Annotated in this window: 16 protein-coding genes; 11 read left to right on the forward strand and 5 right to left on the reverse strand. The window is 66.5% G+C overall.

Annotated elements, in window-relative coordinates:
• Positions 1 to 125 precede the first annotated feature (125 nt).
• On the forward strand, positions 126 to 1,130 hold the full coding sequence (locus tag E2I15_RS29680) for a 2-hydroxyacid dehydrogenase (RefSeq protein WP_137478415.1): 1,005 nt from the start codon (positions 126 to 128) through the stop codon (positions 1,128 to 1,130).
• A gap of 552 nt (positions 1,131 to 1,682) precedes the next feature.
• On the opposite strand, the gene E2I15_RS29685 is transcribed toward E2I15_RS29680, so the two are convergent.
• The gene (locus E2I15_RS29685) at positions 1,683 to 2,597 is read right to left on the reverse strand and encodes a LysR family transcriptional regulator (RefSeq protein ID WP_137478414.1); all 915 of its coding nucleotides are present in this window, start codon (positions 2,595 to 2,597) and stop codon (positions 1,683 to 1,685) included.
• Positions 2,598 to 2,718: 121 nt separating this feature from the next.
• Here E2I15_RS29685 and E2I15_RS29690 point away from each other — a divergent pair, with 121 nt between their 5' ends.
• A complete protein-coding gene (locus tag E2I15_RS29690) occupies positions 2,719 to 3,726 on the forward strand; it encodes an aldo/keto reductase (protein WP_137478413.1) in 1,008 nt (335 codons plus the stop codon).
• A gap of 9 nt (positions 3,727 to 3,735) precedes the next feature.
• On the opposite strand, the gene E2I15_RS29695 is transcribed toward E2I15_RS29690, so the two are convergent.
• Positions 3,736 to 4,539: a HesA/MoeB/ThiF family protein gene (locus E2I15_RS29695; protein WP_137478412.1), complete on the reverse strand. Its 804-nt coding sequence runs from the start codon at positions 4,537 to 4,539 to the stop codon at positions 3,736 to 3,738.
• A 249-nt stretch (positions 4,540 to 4,788) separates the two neighbouring features.
• On the opposite strand from E2I15_RS29695, the gene E2I15_RS29700 reads away from it, so the two are divergent.
• Positions 4,789 to 6,147 (forward strand): serine protease, encoded by a 1,359-nt coding sequence (locus E2I15_RS29700; RefSeq protein WP_170991470.1) that lies wholly within the window; start codon positions 4,789 to 4,791, stop codon positions 6,145 to 6,147.
• A gap of 152 nt (positions 6,148 to 6,299) precedes the next feature.
• Here the strand turns inward: E2I15_RS29700 and ggt are convergent, their stop codons facing one another.
• From ggt to mutM, 3 genes are all read right to left on the reverse strand, one after another.
• Positions 6,300 to 7,979, reverse strand: coding sequence for a gamma-glutamyltransferase (ggt, locus tag E2I15_RS29705; RefSeq protein ID WP_137478519.1), 1,680 nt, complete (start codon positions 7,977 to 7,979; stop codon positions 6,300 to 6,302).
• A 120-nt stretch (positions 7,980 to 8,099) separates the two neighbouring features.
• On the reverse strand, positions 8,100 to 8,663 hold the full coding sequence (locus E2I15_RS29710) for a GNAT family N-acetyltransferase (RefSeq protein WP_137478410.1): 564 nt from the start codon (positions 8,661 to 8,663) through the stop codon (positions 8,100 to 8,102).
• A 2-nt stretch (positions 8,664 to 8,665) separates the two neighbouring features.
• Complete coding sequence (mutM, locus tag E2I15_RS29715; RefSeq protein ID WP_137478409.1) at positions 8,666 to 9,547, reverse strand: bifunctional DNA-formamidopyrimidine glycosylase/DNA-(apurinic or apyrimidinic site) lyase; 882 nt, start codon at positions 9,545 to 9,547, stop codon at positions 8,666 to 8,668.
• A gap of 161 nt (positions 9,548 to 9,708) precedes the next feature.
• Between mutM and ubiE the strand changes: the two genes are divergently transcribed.
• The 8 genes from ubiE (at position 9,709) to E2I15_RS29755 (ending at position 19,597) form a co-directional block, all read left to right on the forward strand.
• Positions 9,709 to 10,470 (forward strand): bifunctional demethylmenaquinone methyltransferase/2-methoxy-6-polyprenyl-1,4-benzoquinol methylase UbiE, encoded by a 762-nt coding sequence (gene ubiE, locus E2I15_RS29720; RefSeq protein WP_137478408.1) that lies wholly within the window; start codon positions 9,709 to 9,711, stop codon positions 10,468 to 10,470.
• Positions 10,467 to 12,041, forward strand: a complete 1,575-nt coding sequence (gene ubiB / locus E2I15_RS29725; protein WP_137478407.1) for a 2-polyprenylphenol 6-hydroxylase — start codon at positions 10,467 to 10,469, stop codon at positions 12,039 to 12,041. The genes ubiE and ubiB overlap by 4 nt, the downstream gene beginning before the upstream one ends.
• A 64-nt stretch (positions 12,042 to 12,105) precedes the next feature.
• Positions 12,106 to 13,530, forward strand: a complete 1,425-nt coding sequence (coaBC, locus tag E2I15_RS29730; protein ID WP_137478406.1) for a bifunctional phosphopantothenoylcysteine decarboxylase/phosphopantothenate--cysteine ligase CoaBC — start codon at positions 12,106 to 12,108, stop codon at positions 13,528 to 13,530.
• Positions 13,527 to 13,985 carry a dUTP diphosphatase gene (gene dut, locus E2I15_RS29735; protein ID WP_137478405.1) on the forward strand — a complete coding sequence of 153 codons (459 nt, stop codon included), beginning with the start codon at positions 13,527 to 13,529 and terminating at the stop codon, positions 13,983 to 13,985. The genes coaBC and dut overlap by 4 nt, the downstream gene beginning before the upstream one ends.
• A 325-nt stretch (positions 13,986 to 14,310) precedes the next feature.
• Positions 14,311 to 16,821: a sensor histidine kinase gene (locus tag E2I15_RS29740; RefSeq protein ID WP_137478404.1), complete on the forward strand. Its 2,511-nt coding sequence runs from the start codon at positions 14,311 to 14,313 to the stop codon at positions 16,819 to 16,821.
• Entirely contained in the window at positions 16,818 to 18,341 is a 1,524-nt protein-coding gene (gene tsaE / locus E2I15_RS29745) for a tRNA (adenosine(37)-N6)-threonylcarbamoyltransferase complex ATPase subunit type 1 TsaE (RefSeq protein ID WP_137478403.1), read from the forward strand. The genes E2I15_RS29740 and tsaE overlap by 4 nt, the downstream gene beginning before the upstream one ends.
• An 87-nt stretch (positions 18,342 to 18,428) precedes the next feature.
• Positions 18,429 to 18,749 carry a PilZ domain-containing protein gene (locus tag E2I15_RS29750; RefSeq protein ID WP_028341691.1) on the forward strand — a complete coding sequence of 107 codons (321 nt, stop codon included), beginning with the start codon at positions 18,429 to 18,431 and terminating at the stop codon, positions 18,747 to 18,749.
• Positions 18,750 to 18,874: 125 nt separating this feature from the next.
• Positions 18,875 to 19,597, forward strand: coding sequence for a nucleotidyltransferase family protein (locus E2I15_RS29755; protein ID WP_137478518.1), 723 nt, complete (start codon positions 18,875 to 18,877; stop codon positions 19,595 to 19,597).
• Positions 19,598 to 19,609: the final 12 nt, after the last annotated feature.

Raw genomic sequence — 19,609 nt, forward strand, 5'->3', positions numbered from 1 at the left:
GGGAACCCTAGGAAACGCGAAGGAAACGCCGGGACAGCGCGGCTATCAGCAGTGTCGAACAACCGGGTTAATGAGGCCTGAACGGTTTGTTTTTTGGCAAGCCGCGCGCCTCATGAAAGCAGGACATGTCGGTGAAGAAAAAGCCTCTCGTCGTCGTCACCCGCAAGCTGCCGGACTCGATCGAGACCCGGATGCGCGAGCTGTTCGACGCCAGATTGAATCTCGACGACACACCGATGACGCCGGAACAGATCGCCGAGGCGGCGCGAACCGCCGACGTGCTGGTGCCGACCGTGACCGACATGATCCGCGAGGACGTGATCAATCAGCCCGACTGCAAGCTGAAGATGATCGCCAATTTCGGCAACGGCGTCGACAATATCGACGTCGCCGCGGCGCATGCGCGCGGCATCACGGTGACCAACACGCCGAAGGTGCTGACCGAGGATACCGCCGACATGACCATGGCGTTGATCCTTGCGGTGCCGCGGCGCCTGATCGAGGGCGCCTCGATCCTGACCGAAGGCAAGCAGCATTGGGCGGGCTGGTCGCCGACCTGGATGCTCGGCCACCGCATCGGGGGCAAACGGCTCGGCATCGTAGGCATGGGCCGCATCGGCCAGGCGGTGGCGCGCCGTGCTCGGGCCTTCGGCCTGCAGATCCACTATCACAACCGCCGCCCGGTGGCGCCCATGATCGCCGAAGAGCTCGGGGCGACCTATTGGGAAAGTCTCGATCAGATGCTGGCGCGGATGGACATCATCTCGGTGAACTGTCCGCACACGCCGGCGACCTATCACCTGCTCTCGGCGCGGCGGCTCAAGCTGATCCGGAAAGAGGCCTATGTCGTCAACACCGCGCGCGGCGAGGTGATCGACGAGGACACGCTGATCAAGCTGATCGAGGCCGGCGATATCGGCGGCGCGGCCCTCGACGTCTATGAGCACGAGCCCGCGGTGAACCCGAAGCTAGTGCGGCTCGCCAGGGCCGGCAAAGTGACGCTGTTGCCGCATATGGGTTCGGCCACCATCGAAGGCCGCGTCGAGATGGGCGAGAAGGTGATCATCAACATCCGAACCTTCCTCGACGCTCACAAGCCGCCGGATCGCGTGCTGCCGAGCATGCTGTAAGTGCTCGTAGCCGGGATTACGCCGCGCTCCATCCAAGCCACGCAGCTCCAGCCTCCCCTTGCAAAGAGGAGGTCGCTTTGCTCGCGAGAGCAAAGCGGGTGGGGATCTGCTCTCTCCACGAGCGACGGTGCGCGTGGCTAGACCCCCCATCCCCCCATCCCGATCCTCCCCCTTTCAGGGGGAAGGGGAAGCGAGATCCGTAGCCCGGATGGAGCGCAGCGCAATCCGGGACAGCATCACCGCGTCAAGCCCCCCGGATTACGCTTCGCTCCATCCGGGCTACGACACCGCCAAAATATGGAAAACAACCCCATGCAAAGGAGCCGATGCGGCCGGCAGGTAGGATTGCCGCGGTATTTCTATCCTCCCCTGGAGGGGGAGGGTCAGCTCACATGAAGCGAAGCGGAATGTGAGAGGGGGTGGGCTGATCTCTCAACGCGGGCAGCGTTCGAGTGGTGAGACCATCACCCCACCTCGTCGCTCATTTCATTCGCGCCGATCCCAGAGCGAGCTTCGCTCGCCTCGCCCCCTCCAGGGGAGGATAAGAACCATCTATCTGGTCTTCCGCCGCGCCTGCTTGCGCCAGTCGGCAACGAACGACACGAAAGCGGCGAGCGCCGGCGGCGGCTGGCGCCGGCTCGGATAATAGAGGAACGGTCCGTCGAACGGCGGGCACCAGTCGTCGAGCACGCTGACCAGTACGCCGGATTTGACGCCGTAGCGGACATAGCCCTCGAACGTCGCCCAGTAGCCGACGCCGTCATGGACTGCACGCAGCGCGAGACCGAGATGGGTCGCGGTCAACTTGGCCGGCGGCGAAATCTTCACCACGCGGCCGCTCTTCTCGAACTCCCAATCGAACATCACGCCGTTGCTGAAGCGGCTGCGGATGCAGGGATGCGCCAGCAGATCCTTCGGATGCATCGGCCGGCCGTGCTTTGCGACATACGCGCTCGACGCCACGATCGCGTAGCGTTGCGGCGCACCGAGCGGGACCGCGACCATGTCCTGCGCCAGATGCTCGCCGTAACGCACGCCGGCGTCAAAGCCCTGCGCGACGATGTCGACGAACGCACTCTCCGCGACGACGTCGAGGTCGACCCGCGGATATCTGGCGAGGAACGGCGCGATCATCGGCGCCAGCACCAGATCGACCGCGGGCGGCGGCGCGTTGATGCGCAACCGCCCCGACGGCTCGGCGCGCAGGCCGCGCACCTCCGTGATCGCATCGGCGACGTTGACCATGGCCGGCGCGACGCGGGCGAGCAGCAGTTCGCCAGCCTCGGTCAGCGCGACGCTGCGGGTGGTGCGGTTCATCAGGCGGACGCCGAGCCGCTCTTCCATGTCGCGCAGGCGCTGGCTGAGGCTGGAGACCGAGACGCGCTGCTCGAGCGCGGCCCGCCGGAAATTGCGCGTGCGCGCCACCGCCACGAAGGCGTCGAGGTCGCGAAGGTCGAAATCCTGCATTGTTCGATATAGTGAACAAGCTATTCGCGATTGTCCAGCTTATCGTCCGAAACCGACCGGCCCATATCACCCCGGCATTTGGCGACGGATTCTCCGCCGCAAACGTTCGAGGAACATCCACATGGACACACGCAAACTCGGTTCCGCCGGTCCCACCGTCTCGGCCCTCGGCCTCGGCTGCATGGGCATGTCCGAGGTCTATGGCCCGGCTGATCGCGGCGAAAGCATCGCCACGGTGCATGCGGCGCTCGATGCCGGCATCACGCTGCTGGATACCGGCGACTTCTACGCCATGGGCCACAACGAGATGCTGGTGCACGAAGCCCTGAAGGACGTCGCGCGGGACCGGCTGCAGATCAGCGTCAAGTTCGGCGCGCTGCGCGGCCCCGCGGGTGAATTTGCCGGAATGGACACCCGGCCGGCCGCGGCGAAGAATTTCCTCGCCTATTCGCTGCAACGTCTCGGCACCGACTACATCGACATCTACCGCCCGGCCCGTCTCGATCCCAACGTTCCGATCGAGGAGACGATCGGCGGCCTCGCCGATCTGGTGAAGTCCGGCTACATCAGACATATCGGCCTGTCCGAGGTCGGCTCCGACACCATCCGCCGTGCGCATGCCGTGCATCCGATCGTCGATCTCCAGATCGAATATTCGCTGATCGAGCGTGGCATCGAGCGCGATATCCTGGCGACCTGCCGCGAGCTCGGCATCGGCATCACAGCCTACGGCGTGCTGGCGCGCGGACTGATCAGCGGCCACTGGTCGAAGGAGTCCGGCAAGATCGGCAGGGATTACCGGCTGATGACGCCGCGCTTCCAGGGGGCGAACCTCGATGCCAATCTCGCGCTGGTGGAGCAGTTGCGCGCCATTGCCGCCGAGATCGGTGCAACGCCGGCGCAGGTCGCGATCGCCTGGGTCGCGGCGCAGGGCAAGGAGATCGTACCGCTGGTCGGCGCCCGCACCCGCAACCGTCTCACCGAAGCGCTCGGCGCGACCAGGCTGACGCTGGCGCAAGCTCACCTCGCTGCACTGGCGAAAGCCTTCCCGCCGGATATCGCGGCCGGCACCCGCTATGCGGCCGAGCAGATGGCGCATCTCGACAGCGAGAAGCCGGCCACCAGATAACGGCGGCAATCAAGTGCGATGGGCGCCGAGGTCGGTGATGACAGGCCCATCGCCATTGAGCGGGTTCTGCGGATCGCGCGCGTAACGCAGGGTTTCGAACCGCATCGCGCGCGCATCCACCATCAGGAGGCGGCCGACCAGGCCCTCGCCGAAGCCGACGATCTCGCGGATCGCCTCCAGCGCCATCATCGAACCCAGGACGCCGGCCAGCGCGCCCATCACGCCGGCCTCGGCGCAGGCCGGCACCGTGCCCGGCGGCGGCGCCTCCGGAAACAGGCAGCGATAGGTCGGGTTGAACACGCCGTCCGCATTCTTCTCATGCGCGCGGATCGTGGTCAGCGAACCGTCGAACTGGCCCAGTGCGGCGGTGATCAGCGGCCGCTTCGCGAGGAAGCAGGCATCGGCGACGAGATAGCGGGTCTCGAAATTGTCGGAGCCGTCGAGGACGAGATCGTAGCTCGCGATCAGCGCCATCGCATTGTCGGCGGTGAGCCGCATCGGATGCGCCTCGAACGTGACATGCGGATTGAGCGCATGGATCTGCGCCGCCGCGCTGTCGACCTTGCGCTTGCCGATATCGGACGTCGCATGGATGATCTGGCGCTGCAGGTTGGAGAGCGAGACGATATCATCATCGATCACGCCGAGCCGGCCGACGCCGGCGGCGGCCAGATACATCAGCACCGGCGCGCCGAGGCCGCCGGCGCCGATCACCAGCACCGACGCCTGCTTCAGCGCGTTCTGGCCGGGGCCGCCCACCTCGCGCAGGACGATATGGCGGGCATAGCGTTCAAGTTCGTCGGCACTCAGCATTGTCTCATCTATCCTACCCGTGACCCGCATGGTGAGAAGCGCGACGCGCGTCTCGAACCATGAGGCCCGGTCTCTGGCCTCATCCTTCGAGACGCGGCTGACGCCGCTCCTCCAGCGACAACGGCAAAGCCGTTGCGCGGGGATGAGGGTTGACGCGCTCGCTGAACCGGAGCGCGGTTGTTGCCGACCAAGCAGATGTGCTTAATTGCCCGGACGTCAATGGTGTCGGTCATTTCCCCCGGATTTGTCATGAGATCGGTGCTTTCGGCAACATTGATGGCCGCTTCCATGGGCATGGCGCAGGCCCAGATGACCCCGCCCTCGACGGCCGGGACCAGGCCGAAGACCGTGACGACGGTGCCGATACGCCCCGCTTTGCAGAAACCGGAGGATACCGCTGGCGCGATGGCGCAGGCCGAACGGCTGGCGCTGCAATCCGACCTCGCCTGGGTCGGCGAATACAACGGTGCGATTACGGGCGACGTCAGCGAGCGCATGATCAACGCGATCAAGGAATTCCAGAAGAAGCGCGGCGGCAAGCCGACCGGCGTGCTGAACCCGCAAGAGCGCGGCGTGCTCGCGGACACTGCGCGGCGGAAGCAGGAAAGTGTCGGCTGGAAGATCGTGACCGAGCCGACCACCGGAGCGCGGCTCGGCATTCCGACCAAGCTGGTGCCGCAGCTGACCAGCGATGCCGCCGGCGCCAAATGGACCTCGCCGACCGGCACCGTCCAGGTGCTGCTGGCCCGCCGCAAGGAAGCCAGCCCGACCACCGCAAAACTTGCCGAGCAGGAAAAGAAGGAGCCGGCCGGCCGCACCATCGACTACACCGTGGTGAAGCCGGATTTCTTCGTGCTGTCGGGCATGCAGGGGCTGAAGAAGTTCTATCTGCGCGGCACCTTGAAGGGCGACGAGGTCCGCATCCTCTCCATCCTCTATGACCAGGCGATGCAAACCACCATCGAGCCGGTGGTGATCGCGATGTCGAGCGCGTTCAATGCATTTCCGGCCGCCGTGCAGGCCGGTCCGCCGCCGCGCAAGACCGTCGAATATGCCACCGGCGTCGTGGTCAGCGACGACGGCGCCATCGTGACCGACCGCGTGGCGACCGACGACTGCATCGCCCTGACGATCCCGGGCTACGGCAATGCCGATCGGGTCGCCGAGGACAGGGATCACGACCTCGCGCTGCTACGCATCTATGGCGCGCGCGGGCTGAAGCCGCTCAAAATCGCAGGCCAGGCGACGCAGGCCGCGCTCGACTTAACCGGCATCGCCGATCCGCGGAACCAGGGCGGCGGCGCGGCCGCGAGCAGCGTGAAGGCTTCGGTCGCACAGGTCGGCGGCGGCGATCAGGCGCTGTCTCCGGCGCCTGCGCTCGGGTTCTCCGGCGCAGCGGCGCTCGATAGTGGCGGCAGGTTTGCCGGCATCGCGGTGCTGAAGCCCGTCATCGTTGCAGGCCCCGCGAACGCGGCGCCGCCGGCGCAGGCCGCGCTGGTGCCGGCCGACACGGTGCGCAGCTTCCTGAAAGCGCATGGCGTCACCGCGTCGGGCGACTCGGCAGACGCCAAGGCCGCCGTGGTCCGCGTCATCTGCGTCAGGAAGTAGAGTCACCTCGCCCCGCTTGCGGGGAGAGGTCGAATTGCATCGCCAGATGCAATCCGGGTGAGGGGGTACAGGTCCATCAACGGACACCGCCTCGCGAGAGGCCCCTCACCCGCCCTCTCCCCGCAAGAGCGGGGCGAGGGAGCCTAACCACCTCACCTCAACGCAAACCGCACTCCGGCGCGGGCGAGTCCGCCAGCAATGCCGATCGGCGTGCCGTCGGCGCGCCAGCAGGCTGCGCCCGACATCGTGCCGTCAGCGTGAAACTGGATCGCGTTCATGCCGCCGGCCACCGTCGGCACCACCTGCACCTTGTGGCCCTTGGCTGACAGCGCGGCGCGGATGGCTTCCGGCACCGCCTGCTCGACCTCCAGCGCATTGCCCTCGGTCCAGACCCGCGGCGCCTCGACCGCCTCCTGCAGGCTCATGCCGTGGTCGATCAAATTGATCAGCGCCTGCATCGCGCTCGGGAAGATGCGCTTGCCGCCGGGCAGGCCGAGCGCGTAAGTCAGCTTGCCGTCGCGCAGCGCCATCATTGGCGACATCGAGGTGGTGACGCGCTTGCCTGATGCCAGCGACAGCGCGTGCCCCGGCCGCGGGTCGAACAGGTTCATGTAGTTGTTCGGCACGGTGCCAAGGCCGGGGATCAGGATCTTGGCGCCGAACAGATTGTTGATGGTCTGGGTGGTCGCGACCACATTGCCCATCGCATCCGCCGCGGTCATGTGCGTGGTGTGCGCGCTTTCGAGCTGGGTGACGCCGGCGCTCCAGGCCTGCGCGCGATCGGGATCGATCGCGCGACGGCGATCCTCGGCATAGGCCTTCGAAGTCAGCCGCTCGACCGGGACGTTGATATAGGCGGGATCGCCACTCGCGGCCGCGCGGTCGGCAAAGGCGATCTTCAGCACCTCGGCAAGATAGTGGATCGTGTCGGCCGTGCCGAAGCCGAGCCGCGCGATGTCATAGCCTTCGAGGATGTTGAGCATCTGCGTGATGTGCACGCCCGACGCCGCCGGCGGCGGAGGCCCGAGAATTTCCCAGCCGCGGTAGTCGCAGCGGATCGGCTGCCGCTCGACGGTCTTGTAGGTCGCAAGATCCGCTTGTGCGATGAAGCCGCCGTTCTTCTTCATGTAGTCGACCAGGATGTCGCCGAGCGGTCCCTGGTAGAGCGCGTTGTCGCCATGATCGGCGATGTATTTCAGCGTCTCGGCATATTCCGCCTGCACCACGCGCTCGCCGGGCTTCAGCGGTGTGCCATCAGGCAGATAGATCGCCGAGATCGGCTTGTCCTTCAGCATCTCCTCGGCGCCGTCGGTGATGCATTCGTGCAAATAGGGCGTCGCCGCATAGCCGCGCGCGGCGTGCTTGATCGCGGGCTGCATCACGTCGGCGAGACTCATGGTGCCGAAGCGGCGCAGCGTTTCGCACCAGGCCTTCAGCGAGCCCGGTACCGCGACCGCCTTCGGCCCGTTCAAATTCTCGTTGCCGACGGTGTCGAACACGTCGTGCGCCGAGCCGGGCTTCGAGGTGTAGGTATCCGGCCGCACCGCCTGCGGCACCGTGCTTTGGCCGTCGATGAAGCGATGGCTGCCGTCGGCGAGGCGAATATGCGCCATGCCGCCGCCGATGATGCCGACCATCATCGGCTCGACCACGGTCAGCGTGAACAAGGTGGCGATCGCCGCATCGATCGCATTGCCGCCAGCCGCTAACATCTCGGCGCCGGCGCTCGATGCCAGCGGATGATTGCTCACCACCATGCCGCGGCTACTGGTGGCCGGTTGCTTCTCGCATTGAAAATTTGTCGCGGCGCGGTCGCGCCAGGCGTCATTCATCGACATGCCGTTCATCGCCATTGTGTTCTCGTTCTTGAAGGAGCGATGGGCCATGTTCGCCAGCCCCGCATCCGCGGTCAAGCCGCCGCGATTTTCCTCACGACGGCATTCGTAATGAGGTCACGTCGCCGGGCGATCGCGCAGCCAGGTCTCGCGCGTGACCTTCCATTTCTCCGCTCTGGATTCGCCATTGTGGTGCGGAAGCTCCACAAAGCCGACGAATTCGGCTCCGGTCTTCTGCTTGACCCGGCGCGAGGCGACGTTGGACTGCGCGTTGCAGACATGGAAGTGATCGAGGCCGAGCGTCAGGAAGGCGAAATCGTTCACCGCCGCGATCGCTTCCGTCATGAGGCCCTGATTCCAGTACGGCTCGGCGAGCCAGAACCCGCGATTGCCTTTGCGGCCATCGGCGCGCGGCCGGAAACTGATGTTGCCGATCGCCTCGCCATCGCCGGCACGCAACACCAGCACCCATTGATAGCTTTCCTCGCCGGCTGCGATCTTGGAGAGCTCCCGCTTGATGAAGCTTTCCGCACCGTCGCCGGGATAGGGCCATGGCACGACCGTGGCGAGAGTCTTGATCACATTCCAATTGTTGAAATGACGCTGGATCGCCGCGGCATCCGACAGCGCAAGCGGCCGCAGGATCAGGCGCTGCGTCTCGATGCGCGGGGACTCGAACATTGCTACTTCTGGCACTTCGGGCACCAGAACGTCGAACGGCCGTTCTGGGTGAAGCGCCTGACGATGCCCTCGCAGCCTGAGGTGCGGCACGTCTCGCCCTCGCGGTCGTAGACCTGGAACGAATGCTGGAAATAGCCGAGATCGCCATTGGTCAACCGATGGTCGCTGATCGAGGAGCCGCCGGCCTTGATCGCCTGGTTGAGCACCGCATGGATCGCGTCGACCAGCCGCCTGGCGTGGTCGGTGGGCTCAGCCTTCCTGGTTGCAAGCGTCGCGGCCAATCGCCGCGGCGACAGATGCGACCGAAACAGCGCCTCGCAGACATAGATGTTGCCAAGTCCCGCCACCACGCGCTGATCGAGCAGCGCGGCCTTCAGGCTGGTCTTCTTGTTGTGGCAGGAGCGCGCCAGCATCGCCGCGTCGAACTCGTTGCCGAGCGGCTCGGGACCGAGCCCTTTCAGCAGCGGCTCATCCTCGATCGCGTTGCGCGCGATGATCTTCATGTAGCCGAAGCGCCGCGGATCGTTGAAGACGACGGCCGCGCCCGACGACATGTGGAACACGACGTGATCATGCGCGCGATCCTCGCTGCGCGGGTGGTGGAATTGCCCCGGCGTCGCCGCGCCGTCCTGCTTCAGCACGCGGAACGAGCCCGACATGCCCAGATGCATCAGCAGCACGTCGCCGGAGTTCAGGTCCGCCATCAGATATTTGGCACGGCGGCCGAGCCCGGTGATGGTCCGGCCCTCCAGCCGGGCGATAAAGTCTTTTTGAAACGGAAACCGCAAATCCTTGCGGCGGGCCTCGGCCTTGAGGATCCTGGACCCCTCCATGGCCGGCTGCAGGCCGCGGCGGACGGTCTCGACTTCGGGTAATTCCGGCATGGCAGGCATTCACCTTTTGGAAGTGACGTGATAGCGCCATTGCGGCCGCCGCGCTATGGTCTGGCTGGAGCGTTTTCGAGCGAGGCCTGTCCCGCACTTGATGCGGGATGGGCACCGGTTCGCGTGAAGAAAGCGCGACCAAAAGGTAAGAGTATGAGTTGATGGATCGGCCGGATCAAACCACCCATTTCGGCTTCAGGGACGTGCCCCTGGGCGAGAAGCAGACGCTGGTGAACGACGTGTTTCACAGCGTGGCGTCACGCTACGACCTGATGAACGATCTGATGTCGGCAGGCCTGCACCGGGCCTGGAAGGACGTCATGATCACGACGCTCGATCCGCCGAAGGGCGACCGGCCGTTCGCGCTGCTCGACGTCGCCGGCGGCACCGGCGACATCGCGTTCCGCGCCGCCAAGACCGCGGGCGCGGGCTTTCATGCCACGGTCTGCGACATCAATACCGACATGCTCGCCGTCGGCCGCGAGCGTGCCGCGAAGCAGCACCTCGATGACCGCGTGTCGTTCGTCGAGGGCAACGCCGAAGCGCTGGGCTTCGCCGACCGCGGGTTCGACGCCTACACCATCGCGTTCGGCATCCGCAACGTGCCGCAGATCGACCTTGCGTTGCGCGAGGCCTATCGCGTGCTCAGGCCCGGCAGCCGCTTCCTGTGCCTGGAATTCTCCACCGTCGACGTGCCCGGCCTCGACCGGATCTACGATCTGTTTTCCTTCAAGGTGATCCCGCCGCTCGGCCGCGCCGTCACCGGTGACGCCGAGTCCTATCAATATCTCGTCGAGTCGATCCGCAAATTCCCGCGGCCGAGCGCGTTCGCCGACATGATCGGCGCCGCCGGCTTTGCCCGCGTGAAGTGGCAGAGCCTCTCCGGCGGCATCGTGGCGCTGCATTCGGGCTGGCGTTTGTGATCTCTGCACTGACCCACATCTCGCGCCTCGCCCGCGCCGGTTTCGTGTTTGCGCGCGAGGGCGTGTTCGGCGTCGTCGATCCGGCGCTGGTACCGCCGCCCGGGCAGCTCGCGCTGAAGCTGGCGCGGCTGATCGAGCGCCGCTCGGCCAAGTCCGGTCCGCGGTTGTCGCGCGCACTGACGCGGCTCGGACCCGCCTATCTCAAGCTCGGGCAATTCCTCGCCACCCGCCCCGACGTGGTCGGTGTGGCGATGGCGCGCGATCTCGAAAGCCTGCAGGACCGGCTGCCGCCATTCGCCCAGGAGGCGGCCGAAACCGTCATCACGCAATCGCTGGAACGGCCGCTGGCGCAGGCCTTCGTGCATCTGGGCCCTGCGGTTGCCGCAGCCTCGATCGCGCAGGTGCATCGCGGCGAGATCGAGCGCGACGGCGTGCGGCATCAGGTTGCGGTCAAGGTGCTCCGGCCCAATGTCGCCGCGCGCTTCCGCCGCGACCTCAGCGACTTCTTCTTTGTCGCGCACAAGGCCGAGGCGCATTCCGCCGAGGCGCGGCGCTTGCGGCTGATCGAGGTCATCAACACGATGTCGCGCTCGGTCGCGATGGAGATGGACCTGCGGCTCGAGGCGGCCGCGCTGTCCGAGATGGCCGAGAACACCCGCGACGATCCGGACTTCCGCGTCCCCGCGGTGGATTGGGATCGCACCGCGCACAGCGTGCTGACGATGGAGTGGATCGACGGCATCGCGCTGAACGATCACGTCCGGCTGGCGCAGGCCAAGGTCGATTTGCCCGATCTCGGCCGCAAGGTGATCCAGAGCTTCCTGCGCCATGCGCTGCGCGACGGCTTCTTCCATGCCGACATGCATCCCGGCAATCTGTTCCTCGACGAGACCGGCCGGCTCGTTGCCGTGGATTTCGGCATCATGGGACGGCTCGGGCTGAAGGAGCGGCGCTTCCTGGCCGAGATCCTGCTCGGCTTCATCACCCGCGACTATCGCCGCGTCGCCGAGGTGCATTTCGAGGCAGGCTACGTGCCGGGCCACCATTCGGTGGAGAATTTCGCGCAGGCGATCCGCGCGATCGGCGAGCCGATCCACAATCGCACCGCCGAGGAAATCTCGATGGCGAAGCTGCTCACGCTTCTGCTCGAGGTCACCGGCCTGTTCGACATGCAAACGCGCCCCGAGCTGATCCTGCTGCAGAAGACCATGGTGGTGGTCGAGGGCGTGGCGCGCGGCTTCGACCCGAAGCTCGACATCTGGAAGATCGCCGACCCCGTGGTGCGCGAATGGATCACCCAGAATCTCGGCCCGGCCGGCCGCATCCAGGGCGCGATGTCGGGCGCGGGCGAGCTCGGCCGCATCCTCGCCAACCTGCCGTCGATCGCCAACCGCGCCGTCACGGTGCTCGAGCAGCTGGAGACCATGACGCTGGAGGGCCATATGCTGTCGTCCGACTCGATCGACGAAATGGCCCGCGCCGAGGCCCGCAAGGCGCGGGTGCAGACCGTCGGCCTCTGGGTCATTGCGATCGCCTCCATCGCGATCTTTTTCGCCATCCGGGCGCACTGATTGCAATGCATGCACCATGTGATAGCATCGCTATCATATTGAGCATGATGCCTGAGGGCACGCCATGGCCAGCCTGACCATCCGCAAACTCGACGATACGCTGAAGGCCTATCTGCGGCTGCGCTCCGCCAGGAACGGCCGGTCGGTCGAGGAGGAGGTCCGGGTGATCCTCCGGGACCTCGCAGACAGCGGACCGGAGCCTGCCGAGGTGACCGGCCCAGGTTCCACGACAGTGACAGCCCCTGCTCCGCGGGCCGTCAGCGCGGCCGGCGAGCCCCGGGTCACCCTGATCATCGGCGGGGGGATTGCGGCCTACAAGGCGCTGGATCTGATCCGGCGGCTCAAGGAACGGCATATCCAGGTCCGCTGCGTGCTGACCAAGGCGGCCCAGCAATTCGTCACCCCGCTCGCCGCCAGCGCGCTGTCGCATGAGCGCGTCTACACGGACCTGTTCGATGCCGAGAGCGAATTCGATGCCGGCCATATCCGCCTGGCGCGGGACTGCGATCTGATCGTGGTGGCGCCGGCGACCGCCGACCTGATGGCCAAGATGGCGCACGGCCATGCCGACGATCTCGCCACCGCCACCTTGCTGGCGGCCAACCGGCCGATCCTGCTGGCGCCGGCGATGAACCCGCTGATGTGGAACAATCCGGCCACCCGCCGCAACGTGCTGCAGCTCCGCCGCGACGGCGTCCATACGGTCGGGCCGAATGCGGGGGAGATGGCGGAAGCCGGCGAGGCCGGTGTCGGGCGGATGGCCGAGCCGACCGAGATCGCCGCCGCCGCCGACCGCATGCTGCGCCCGCCGCAGCCGCGTCCGCTGGCCGGCAAGCGGGTGCTGATCACCGCGGGCCCGACCCATGAGGCGATCGATCCGGTCCGCTACATCGCCAACCGCTCGTCCGGCAAGCAGGGCTTTGCCATTGCCGCCGCCGCCCGCGCCGCCGGTGCCGAGGTCGTGCTGGTGACCGGCCCGGTCGATCTCGACGACCCCCAGGGCATCTCGGTCATGCACGTGGAGTCCGCCCGCGACATGCTGCACCGGGTCGAGGCCGCGCTGCCGGTCGACGTCGCGATCTTTGCCGCCGCGGTCGCCGACTGGCGGGTCGCCAGTGAAGGCAGCCAGAAGCTGAAGAAGACCGCGGCCGGCATGCCACCGCTGCAACTGGTCGAGAACCCGGACATCCTCGCGACAATTTCCAAGCTGAAGGAGCAGCGGCCGCCGCTGGTGATCGGCTTCGCCGCCGAGACCGAGCACCTGATCGAGAACGCCAAGGCGAAGTTCGCGCGCAAGGGCTGCGACTGGATCGTCGCCAACGACGTCTCGCCGGCGACCGGGGTGATGGGCGGCGACCGCAACACCGTTCACCTGCTCTCGCGCGAGGGCAAGGACGTCACCGTCGACTCCTGGCCTGTCATGACCAAGGAGGAAGTCGCGACCGCGCTGGTGTCGCGCATCGCCAGAGCCGTAGGAACAGCATCGTGAGCGCCACCATCAAGGTCGAAGTCCACCAATTGCCGCACGGCGCCGATCTCTTGCTGCCGATCTATCAGACCGCCGACGCGGCCGGCCTCGACCTGCTTGCGGCGGTGCCGCAGTCGGCGCCGCTGCTGCTGCTGCCGGGCCGCTACGAGATGGTTCCGACCGGACTGACGATCGCGCTGCCGGCGGGCTACGAGGCCCAAGTGCGACCGCGCTCCGGCCTTGCCGCCAAATACGGCGTCACGGTGCTGAACTCGCCCGGCACGATCGACGCCGACTATCGCGGCGAGATCAACGTGCTGCTGATCAACCACAGCCACGAGGTGTTCTCGATCCGGCGCGGCGAGCGCATCGCGCAGATGGTGATCGCGCCGGTCACGAAGGCCGAGCTGGTTCCGGTCGAGGTGCTGTCGGCGACCGGGCGCGGCAGCGGCGGCTTCGGCTCGACCGGACGCTAGGGCGCGTCGGAGAAGTGTGCGGACGCGCCTCGGGAGATCACGCTTCGTGCGCTCCCCGCATGACTACGGAGTCAATTCGCATAAAATCCGCGCCACCCGGCCGCATTTTTTCACAGGGGATTCTGCGTTCACGGTCTGGACTCTTACTCGCCGAGTCCCGTTGGGACTATTCTGTTTTGATTCGAGCGCGACGGGGGGTCTTCGTCGGGCTGACTGGTCCTGCTTGGGCATGATCGGCGGACAAACGTCGTACGTTTGCCGTGAGGGAACACCGGTCTCCTCTTTTCCGGATCATGCCCGGGGTTTGTGCGTTCTGGGGCAACATATGTCGGGCGTAGTCGCGGCAATGCGTCGAACCCTGCTGTCATGCACCTCACTGGCGCGCGACGGCATGATTGGGCTCGCCATCACCGCGCTGCTGCCGGCCCGCGCCTCGTTTGCCGCCGAGAGCCCGGTCGCCCAGGCGATGTCGGATCATTTCGGCTTCAATCACCAGGAGGTCGCGGTCCTCGCGACGTCGCTTGCGCTGGTTGGTTTCTCGGCCGTCGCCGCGATCCTCCTGATGCGCACCCGCGTGCGCGCGACGAGGGCCGAGGAGCAGTTGCAGTCCGAGATCGCGGACCTGCAGGCGCAATCGGACCGGCTGCGCGCGCTGCTGTTCGTCGAGCCGCAGGTCCTGATCTCCTGGGCCGCGGGCGACAACCGGCCGCAGATCTCGGGCGACATCTCGCTGGTGATGTCGCAGGAAGGCTCACCGCAACGCGTCCTCGCCTTCGGAACCTGGCTGCCGCCCGAGCCGGCGCTGCAGATGGACCACGCCGTCGACGCGCTGCGCGAGAAGGGCGAGGCGTTCCTGCTCAACCTCTCGACATCGGCCGGCCGCGCCATCGAGGCGATGGGCCGCGCGATCGGCGGCCAGGCCATCGTGCGGATCCGCGAGCTCGGCGGCCTGCGCCGCGAGCTCGCCGAGTCCAACCTGCGCTACAAGACGCTGCAGGAGGAAACCGAGCTGCTGCGCGATTTCGCCGCCGCCGCGCCATGGCCGATCTGGGCCAAGAGCCTCGAGGGCAATCTGCGCTATGCCAACGCGGCCTATGTCCGCGCCACCGAGGGCAAGAGCGTGTCGGACGCGCTGCAGCGCAATCTCGAACTGCTCGAAAGCGACCAGCGCACCGAATTGACCCGCGCGCTGAACGACAATGCCAAATATGCCGCGCGGCTGCCGATCGTGGTCAGCGGCGAGCGGCGGATCTACGACGTCCAGGCGCTGAAACTCTCCGGCGGCAGCGCCGGCATCGCGATCGACGCCAGCGAAGCCGCCGCATTGCGCGCGGCGATCGCGCGGATGGTGGAAGCGCACCGGCGCACCCTCGACCAATTGTCCTCGGGCGTCGCGGTGTTCGATGCCGACCGGCGGCTCACCTTCTACAACGAGTCCTATCGGCGGCTGTGGGGCCTCGACCAGGCTTTCCTCGACGGCAACCCCGACGATTCCAGCGTGCTCGACCGGTTGCGCGCCAACCGCAAGCTGCCGGAGCAGCCGGATTTCCGCGCCTGGAAGGCCAAGCTGCACGAAGCCTATCGCGCGGTCGAATCCGAGACCTATACCTGGTTCCTGCCCGACGGCCGCGCCATCAGCGTGGTTACCACGCCGAACCTCGAGGGCGGCGTCACCTATCTGTTCGACAACGTCACCGAGAGCCTCGACCTCGCCCGCCGCTACGACCGCCTGACCCGGGTGCAGCGCGAGACCCTGGACAATCTCGGCGAGGCGGTCGCGGTGTTCGGCAGCAATGGCCGTGCGGAACTGTTCAACCCGCCCTTCGCCAAGATGTGGAAGCTGCCGGCCGACGCGCTGCAGGGCGAGCCGCATATCGAGGCGGTGGAAGCACTGTGCCGGCCGCTGTTCGACGACGCCCTGACTTGGCGCACGCTGCGCGAATCGATCACCGCGATCGAGAACCGCGCCCAGGTCGCGCTCAAGCTCGAGCGCAAGGACGGCAGCGTGCTGAATTGCATGACCATCCCGCTGCCCGACGGCAAGACCCTGCTCGCCTTCCAGGACATCACCGACACCGAAAATGTCGAGCGGGCACTGCGCGAGCGCAACGAGGCGCTGGAAGCCGCCGACCAGATGAAGGTGGACTTCGTCCACCACGTCTCCTACGAGCTGCGCGCACCGCTCACCACCATCATCGGCTTCGCGCATTTCCTCAGCGATCCCTCGACCGGACCGCTGACGCCGAAGCAGGCCGAATATCTCGACTACGTCACCAAATCGACCAACGCGCTGCTGGCGCTGACCAACAACATTCTCGATCTCGCCACCATCGACGCCGGCGCGATGAAGCTCGAGCTCGGTCCGGTCAATATCGGGCAGGCGATCGAGGCTGCTGCCGAAGGCATCCAGGACCGCCTCGCGACCGACCGCATCACGCTGAAGGTCGACATCGAGCCCGACATCGGCGCCTTCGTCGGCGACGAGCGGCGCGTGGTGCAGGTGCTCTACAATCTGCTCGCCAACGCCGTCGGCTTCTCGCCGCATGACGCCACCGTCACGATCAGCGCGCACCGCACCGAGCACAGCGTGGTGTTTGCGGTGACCGACGCCGGTCCCGGCATTCCGGCCGAGATGCGCGACAAGGTGTTCAACTGGTTCGAGAGCCATTCGCACGGCTCGCGGCATCGCGGCGCGGGCCTTGGCCTGTCGCTGGTCCGTTCCTTCGTCGAACTGCATGGCGGACGGGTGCGGGTCGATTCGACCGTAGGCCGCGGCACGACCGTGACCTGCGACTTCCCGATCGACCAGACCGCACATCGCAACGCTGCTGAATGACGGCGACCTCGACATTCTCGGTGGCGCTCGCGAACGAGATCGCGACAGCGGAGCTGATGGCCGACCTCGCGCTGCTGATCGGCGCCGGCGACGTCATCACGCTGTCCGGCGACCTCGGCGCCGGCAAGACCACGGCCGCGCGCGCGCTGATCCGTTACCTCGCCGCCGACGATGCGCTGGAGGTGCCGAGCCCGACCTTCACGCTGGCGCAGAGCTACGAGCTGCCGTCGTATCCGCTGGTCCATGCCGATCTCTACCGCATCAAGGACGCCAGCGAGCTCGAGGAGATCGGGCTGTCGCCGCTGCCCGACGACATCGTGGCGCTGATCGAGTGGCCGGAGCGCGCGCCCGACGCGATGCCCGCCGACCGCATCGATATCGCGTTCAGCCATCGCCCGGCGCTCGGATCGGCGGCGCGCGCGGCCGAGATCACCGGCCATGGCAAGGGCGCGGCGAAGGTGGCGCGGCTCAACGAGTTGCGCCAGTTCCTCGACCGGGCGGGCTTTCTCAATGCCCGGCGTGAACGCATGCCGGGCGACGCCTCGACACGCTCCTATGCGCGGCTGCGCAACGACGACGGCACCGTCATCCTGATGAACTCGCCGCGCCGTCCGGATGGCCCGGCGATCTACAGCGGCCAGTCCTACAGCGCAGCGGTGCATCTCGCCGAAGACGTCAGGCCGTTCGTCGCGATCGGAAACGGCCTGCGTAAATACGGCTTTTCGGCACCGGCGATCCGGCACATCGATCTTGAATCCGGCTTCCTCATCACCGAGGATCTCGGCGCCGAGGGCATCATCGAGGGCGATCCGCCGCAGCCGATCGCGGAGCGTTACGAGGCCGCGGTCGACATGCTGGCCGCGCTGCATCGCGAGGCACTGCCCGACACGCTGCCGCTGACAGCAGACGAGCGCTACGACATCCCGGTGTTCGATATCGACGCCTGGTTGATCGAGATCGGACTGATGCTGGAATGGTACTTGCCCGACCGCGGCGTGCAGCCGAGCGAGGAGCTGCGCGCCGAATTCCTCGGGATGTGGCGCGGCCTGCTGGAGAAGCCCGCAGCGGCGCCGCGGACCTGGGTGATCCGCGACTTCCATTCGCCGAACATCATCTGGCTTGCCGAACGCACCGGCATCCTGCGCGTCGGCGTCATCGACTTCCAGGACGCGCTGCTCGGCCCCGCGGCCTACGACGTGGTATCGCTGCTGCAGGATGCGCGGATCGACGTGCCCGAGCAGCTCGAGCTGTCGCTCTTGACCCGCTACATCAAGGCGCGGCGCGCGACCGATGCAAGCTTCGATCCGGCCGGCTTCGCCGAGCTCTATGCGATCATGTCGGCGCAGCGCAACACCCGCCTGCTCGGCACATTTGCGCGGCTCAACCGCCGCGACGGCAAGCCGCAATATCTCAAGCACCAGCCGCGGATCTGGACCTATCTCGAGCGGTCGCTGGCGCATCCGGCGCTGACCAGCTTCCGCATCTGGTACACGGCCAACGTCCCTCCCCCGGTACCGTAGTTTACGGGTTATTAGCCTCGGGTCCCCTAAGGTTGCGGAGCCCGCACCTGATCCATGGCGCGGCCGGATCTGGAGCGGGACCACACGATGGGGACGGAACGACGCAAGGGCGATCGTGTCACGTTTGAGCGCGGCATAGCGGCGCACATGATGGGCATCGACGGCACCTGGCGGCGCGACTGCACCATGGAAGACGTGTCGGAGACGGGCGCCAAGCTCTCCGTCGACGGCTCGGTCGAGGGCCTGAACCTGAAGGAGTTCTTTCTGCTGCTGTCGTCCACAGGATTGGCCTATCGTCGCTGCGAGCTGGCATGGGTCAACGGCGACCAGATCGGCGTCAACTTTCTCAAACAAGGCGACAAGAAGAAGAAAACTGCCAAACGCGGCACGCAAGCTGCCGACGTCTAGGCCAGGGTCGTCATTGCCGTCTTACGGCCGTCATGTCCGATGACTATGGCGTCTGATTGATGTGCTTGCCGAATCGCCGTGATATGATCGGCGCATGAGAGATGATGACCGAGAATATCCGGAAGATGCCCGTCACACCCCATAAGGCCATGGTGCTCGCTGCGGGCCTCGGCGTGCGCATGCGCCCCCTGACCAACACGATGCCGAAGCCGCTGGTCAGCGTCGCCGGCCAGCCGCTGCTCGACCATGTGCTCGACAAGCTCGCCGGCGCCGGCGTCAGCGAAGCCGTCGTGAACGTGCACTATTTGCCCGATCAGATCATCGAGCACGTCAAGACCCGCAGCCGTCCGCGCGTGATCATCTCCGACGAGCGCGATCAGGTGCTCGGCACCGGCGGCGCGGTGGTGAAGGCGCTGCCGCTGCTCGGCGACGCGCCGTTCTATCATCTGAACGCGGACACGATGTGGATCGACGGCGTGCGCTCCAATCTGGCGCGGCTCGCGGAAACCTTCGATCCCGCGCGGATGGATATCCTGCTCTTGATGGCGCCGACCGCCTCGAGCATCGGCTATAGCGGGCGCGGCGATTATTCGATGCTGCCGGACGGCGCACTGCGCAAGAAACGGGAAAACCAGGTGGTGCCGTTTGTCTATGCCGGCGCGGCGATCATGTCGCCCGCGCTGTTCGCCGACGCGCCGGCCGGCGAGTTCTCGCTGACCAAGATGTTCGACCGCGCCAACGAGCAGGAACGACTGTTCGGCCTGCGCCTCGACGGCGTCTGGATGCATGTCGGGACTCCGGACGCGATCCAGGCCGCGGAAGAAGCTTACCTGGAAAGCGTCGCTTAGACGGCGCCTTCG

The sequence above is a fragment of the Bradyrhizobium sp. BR2003 genome, assembly GCF_009720285.1.
Taxonomy (GTDB): domain Bacteria; phylum Pseudomonadota; class Alphaproteobacteria; order Rhizobiales; family Xanthobacteraceae; genus Bradyrhizobium; species Bradyrhizobium elkanii.

What these genes read in the sequence shown, in the direction of transcription:
- E2I15_RS29680 (WP_137478415.1), top strand. Translation starts at nt 126, where the DNA reads ATGTCGGTGAAGAAAAAGCCTCTCGTCGTCGTCACCCGCAAGCTGCCG.
- E2I15_RS29685 (WP_137478414.1), bottom strand. Translation starts at nt 2,597, where the DNA reads ATGCAGGATTTCGACCTTCGCGACCTCGACGCCTTCGTGGCGGTGGCG.
- E2I15_RS29690 (WP_137478413.1), top strand. Translation starts at nt 2,719, where the DNA reads ATGGACACACGCAAACTCGGTTCCGCCGGTCCCACCGTCTCGGCCCTC.
- E2I15_RS29695 (WP_137478412.1), bottom strand. Translation starts at nt 4,539, where the DNA reads ATGCTGAGTGCCGACGAACTTGAACGCTATGCCCGCCATATCGTCCTG.
- E2I15_RS29700 (WP_170991470.1), top strand. Translation starts at nt 4,789, where the DNA reads ATGAGATCGGTGCTTTCGGCAACATTGATGGCCGCTTCCATGGGCATG.
- ggt (WP_137478519.1), bottom strand. Translation starts at nt 7,979, where the DNA reads ATGAATGACGCCTGGCGCGACCGCGCCGCGACAAATTTTCAATGCGAG.
- E2I15_RS29710 (WP_137478410.1), bottom strand. Translation starts at nt 8,663, where the DNA reads ATGTTCGAGTCCCCGCGCATCGAGACGCAGCGCCTGATCCTGCGGCCG.
- mutM (WP_137478409.1), bottom strand. Translation starts at nt 9,547, where the DNA reads ATGCCGGAATTACCCGAAGTCGAGACCGTCCGCCGCGGCCTGCAGCCG.
- ubiE (WP_137478408.1), top strand. Translation starts at nt 9,709, where the DNA reads ATGGATCGGCCGGATCAAACCACCCATTTCGGCTTCAGGGACGTGCCC.
- coaBC (WP_137478406.1), top strand. Translation starts at nt 12,106, where the DNA reads ATGGCCAGCCTGACCATCCGCAAACTCGACGATACGCTGAAGGCCTAT.
- E2I15_RS29740 (WP_137478404.1), top strand. Translation starts at nt 14,311, where the DNA reads ATGTCGGGCGTAGTCGCGGCAATGCGTCGAACCCTGCTGTCATGCACC.
- tsaE (WP_137478403.1), top strand. Translation starts at nt 16,818, where the DNA reads ATGACGGCGACCTCGACATTCTCGGTGGCGCTCGCGAACGAGATCGCG.
- E2I15_RS29750 (WP_028341691.1), top strand. Translation starts at nt 18,429, where the DNA reads ATGGGGACGGAACGACGCAAGGGCGATCGTGTCACGTTTGAGCGCGGC.
- E2I15_RS29755 (WP_137478518.1), top strand. Translation starts at nt 18,875, where the DNA reads ATGCCCGTCACACCCCATAAGGCCATGGTGCTCGCTGCGGGCCTCGGC.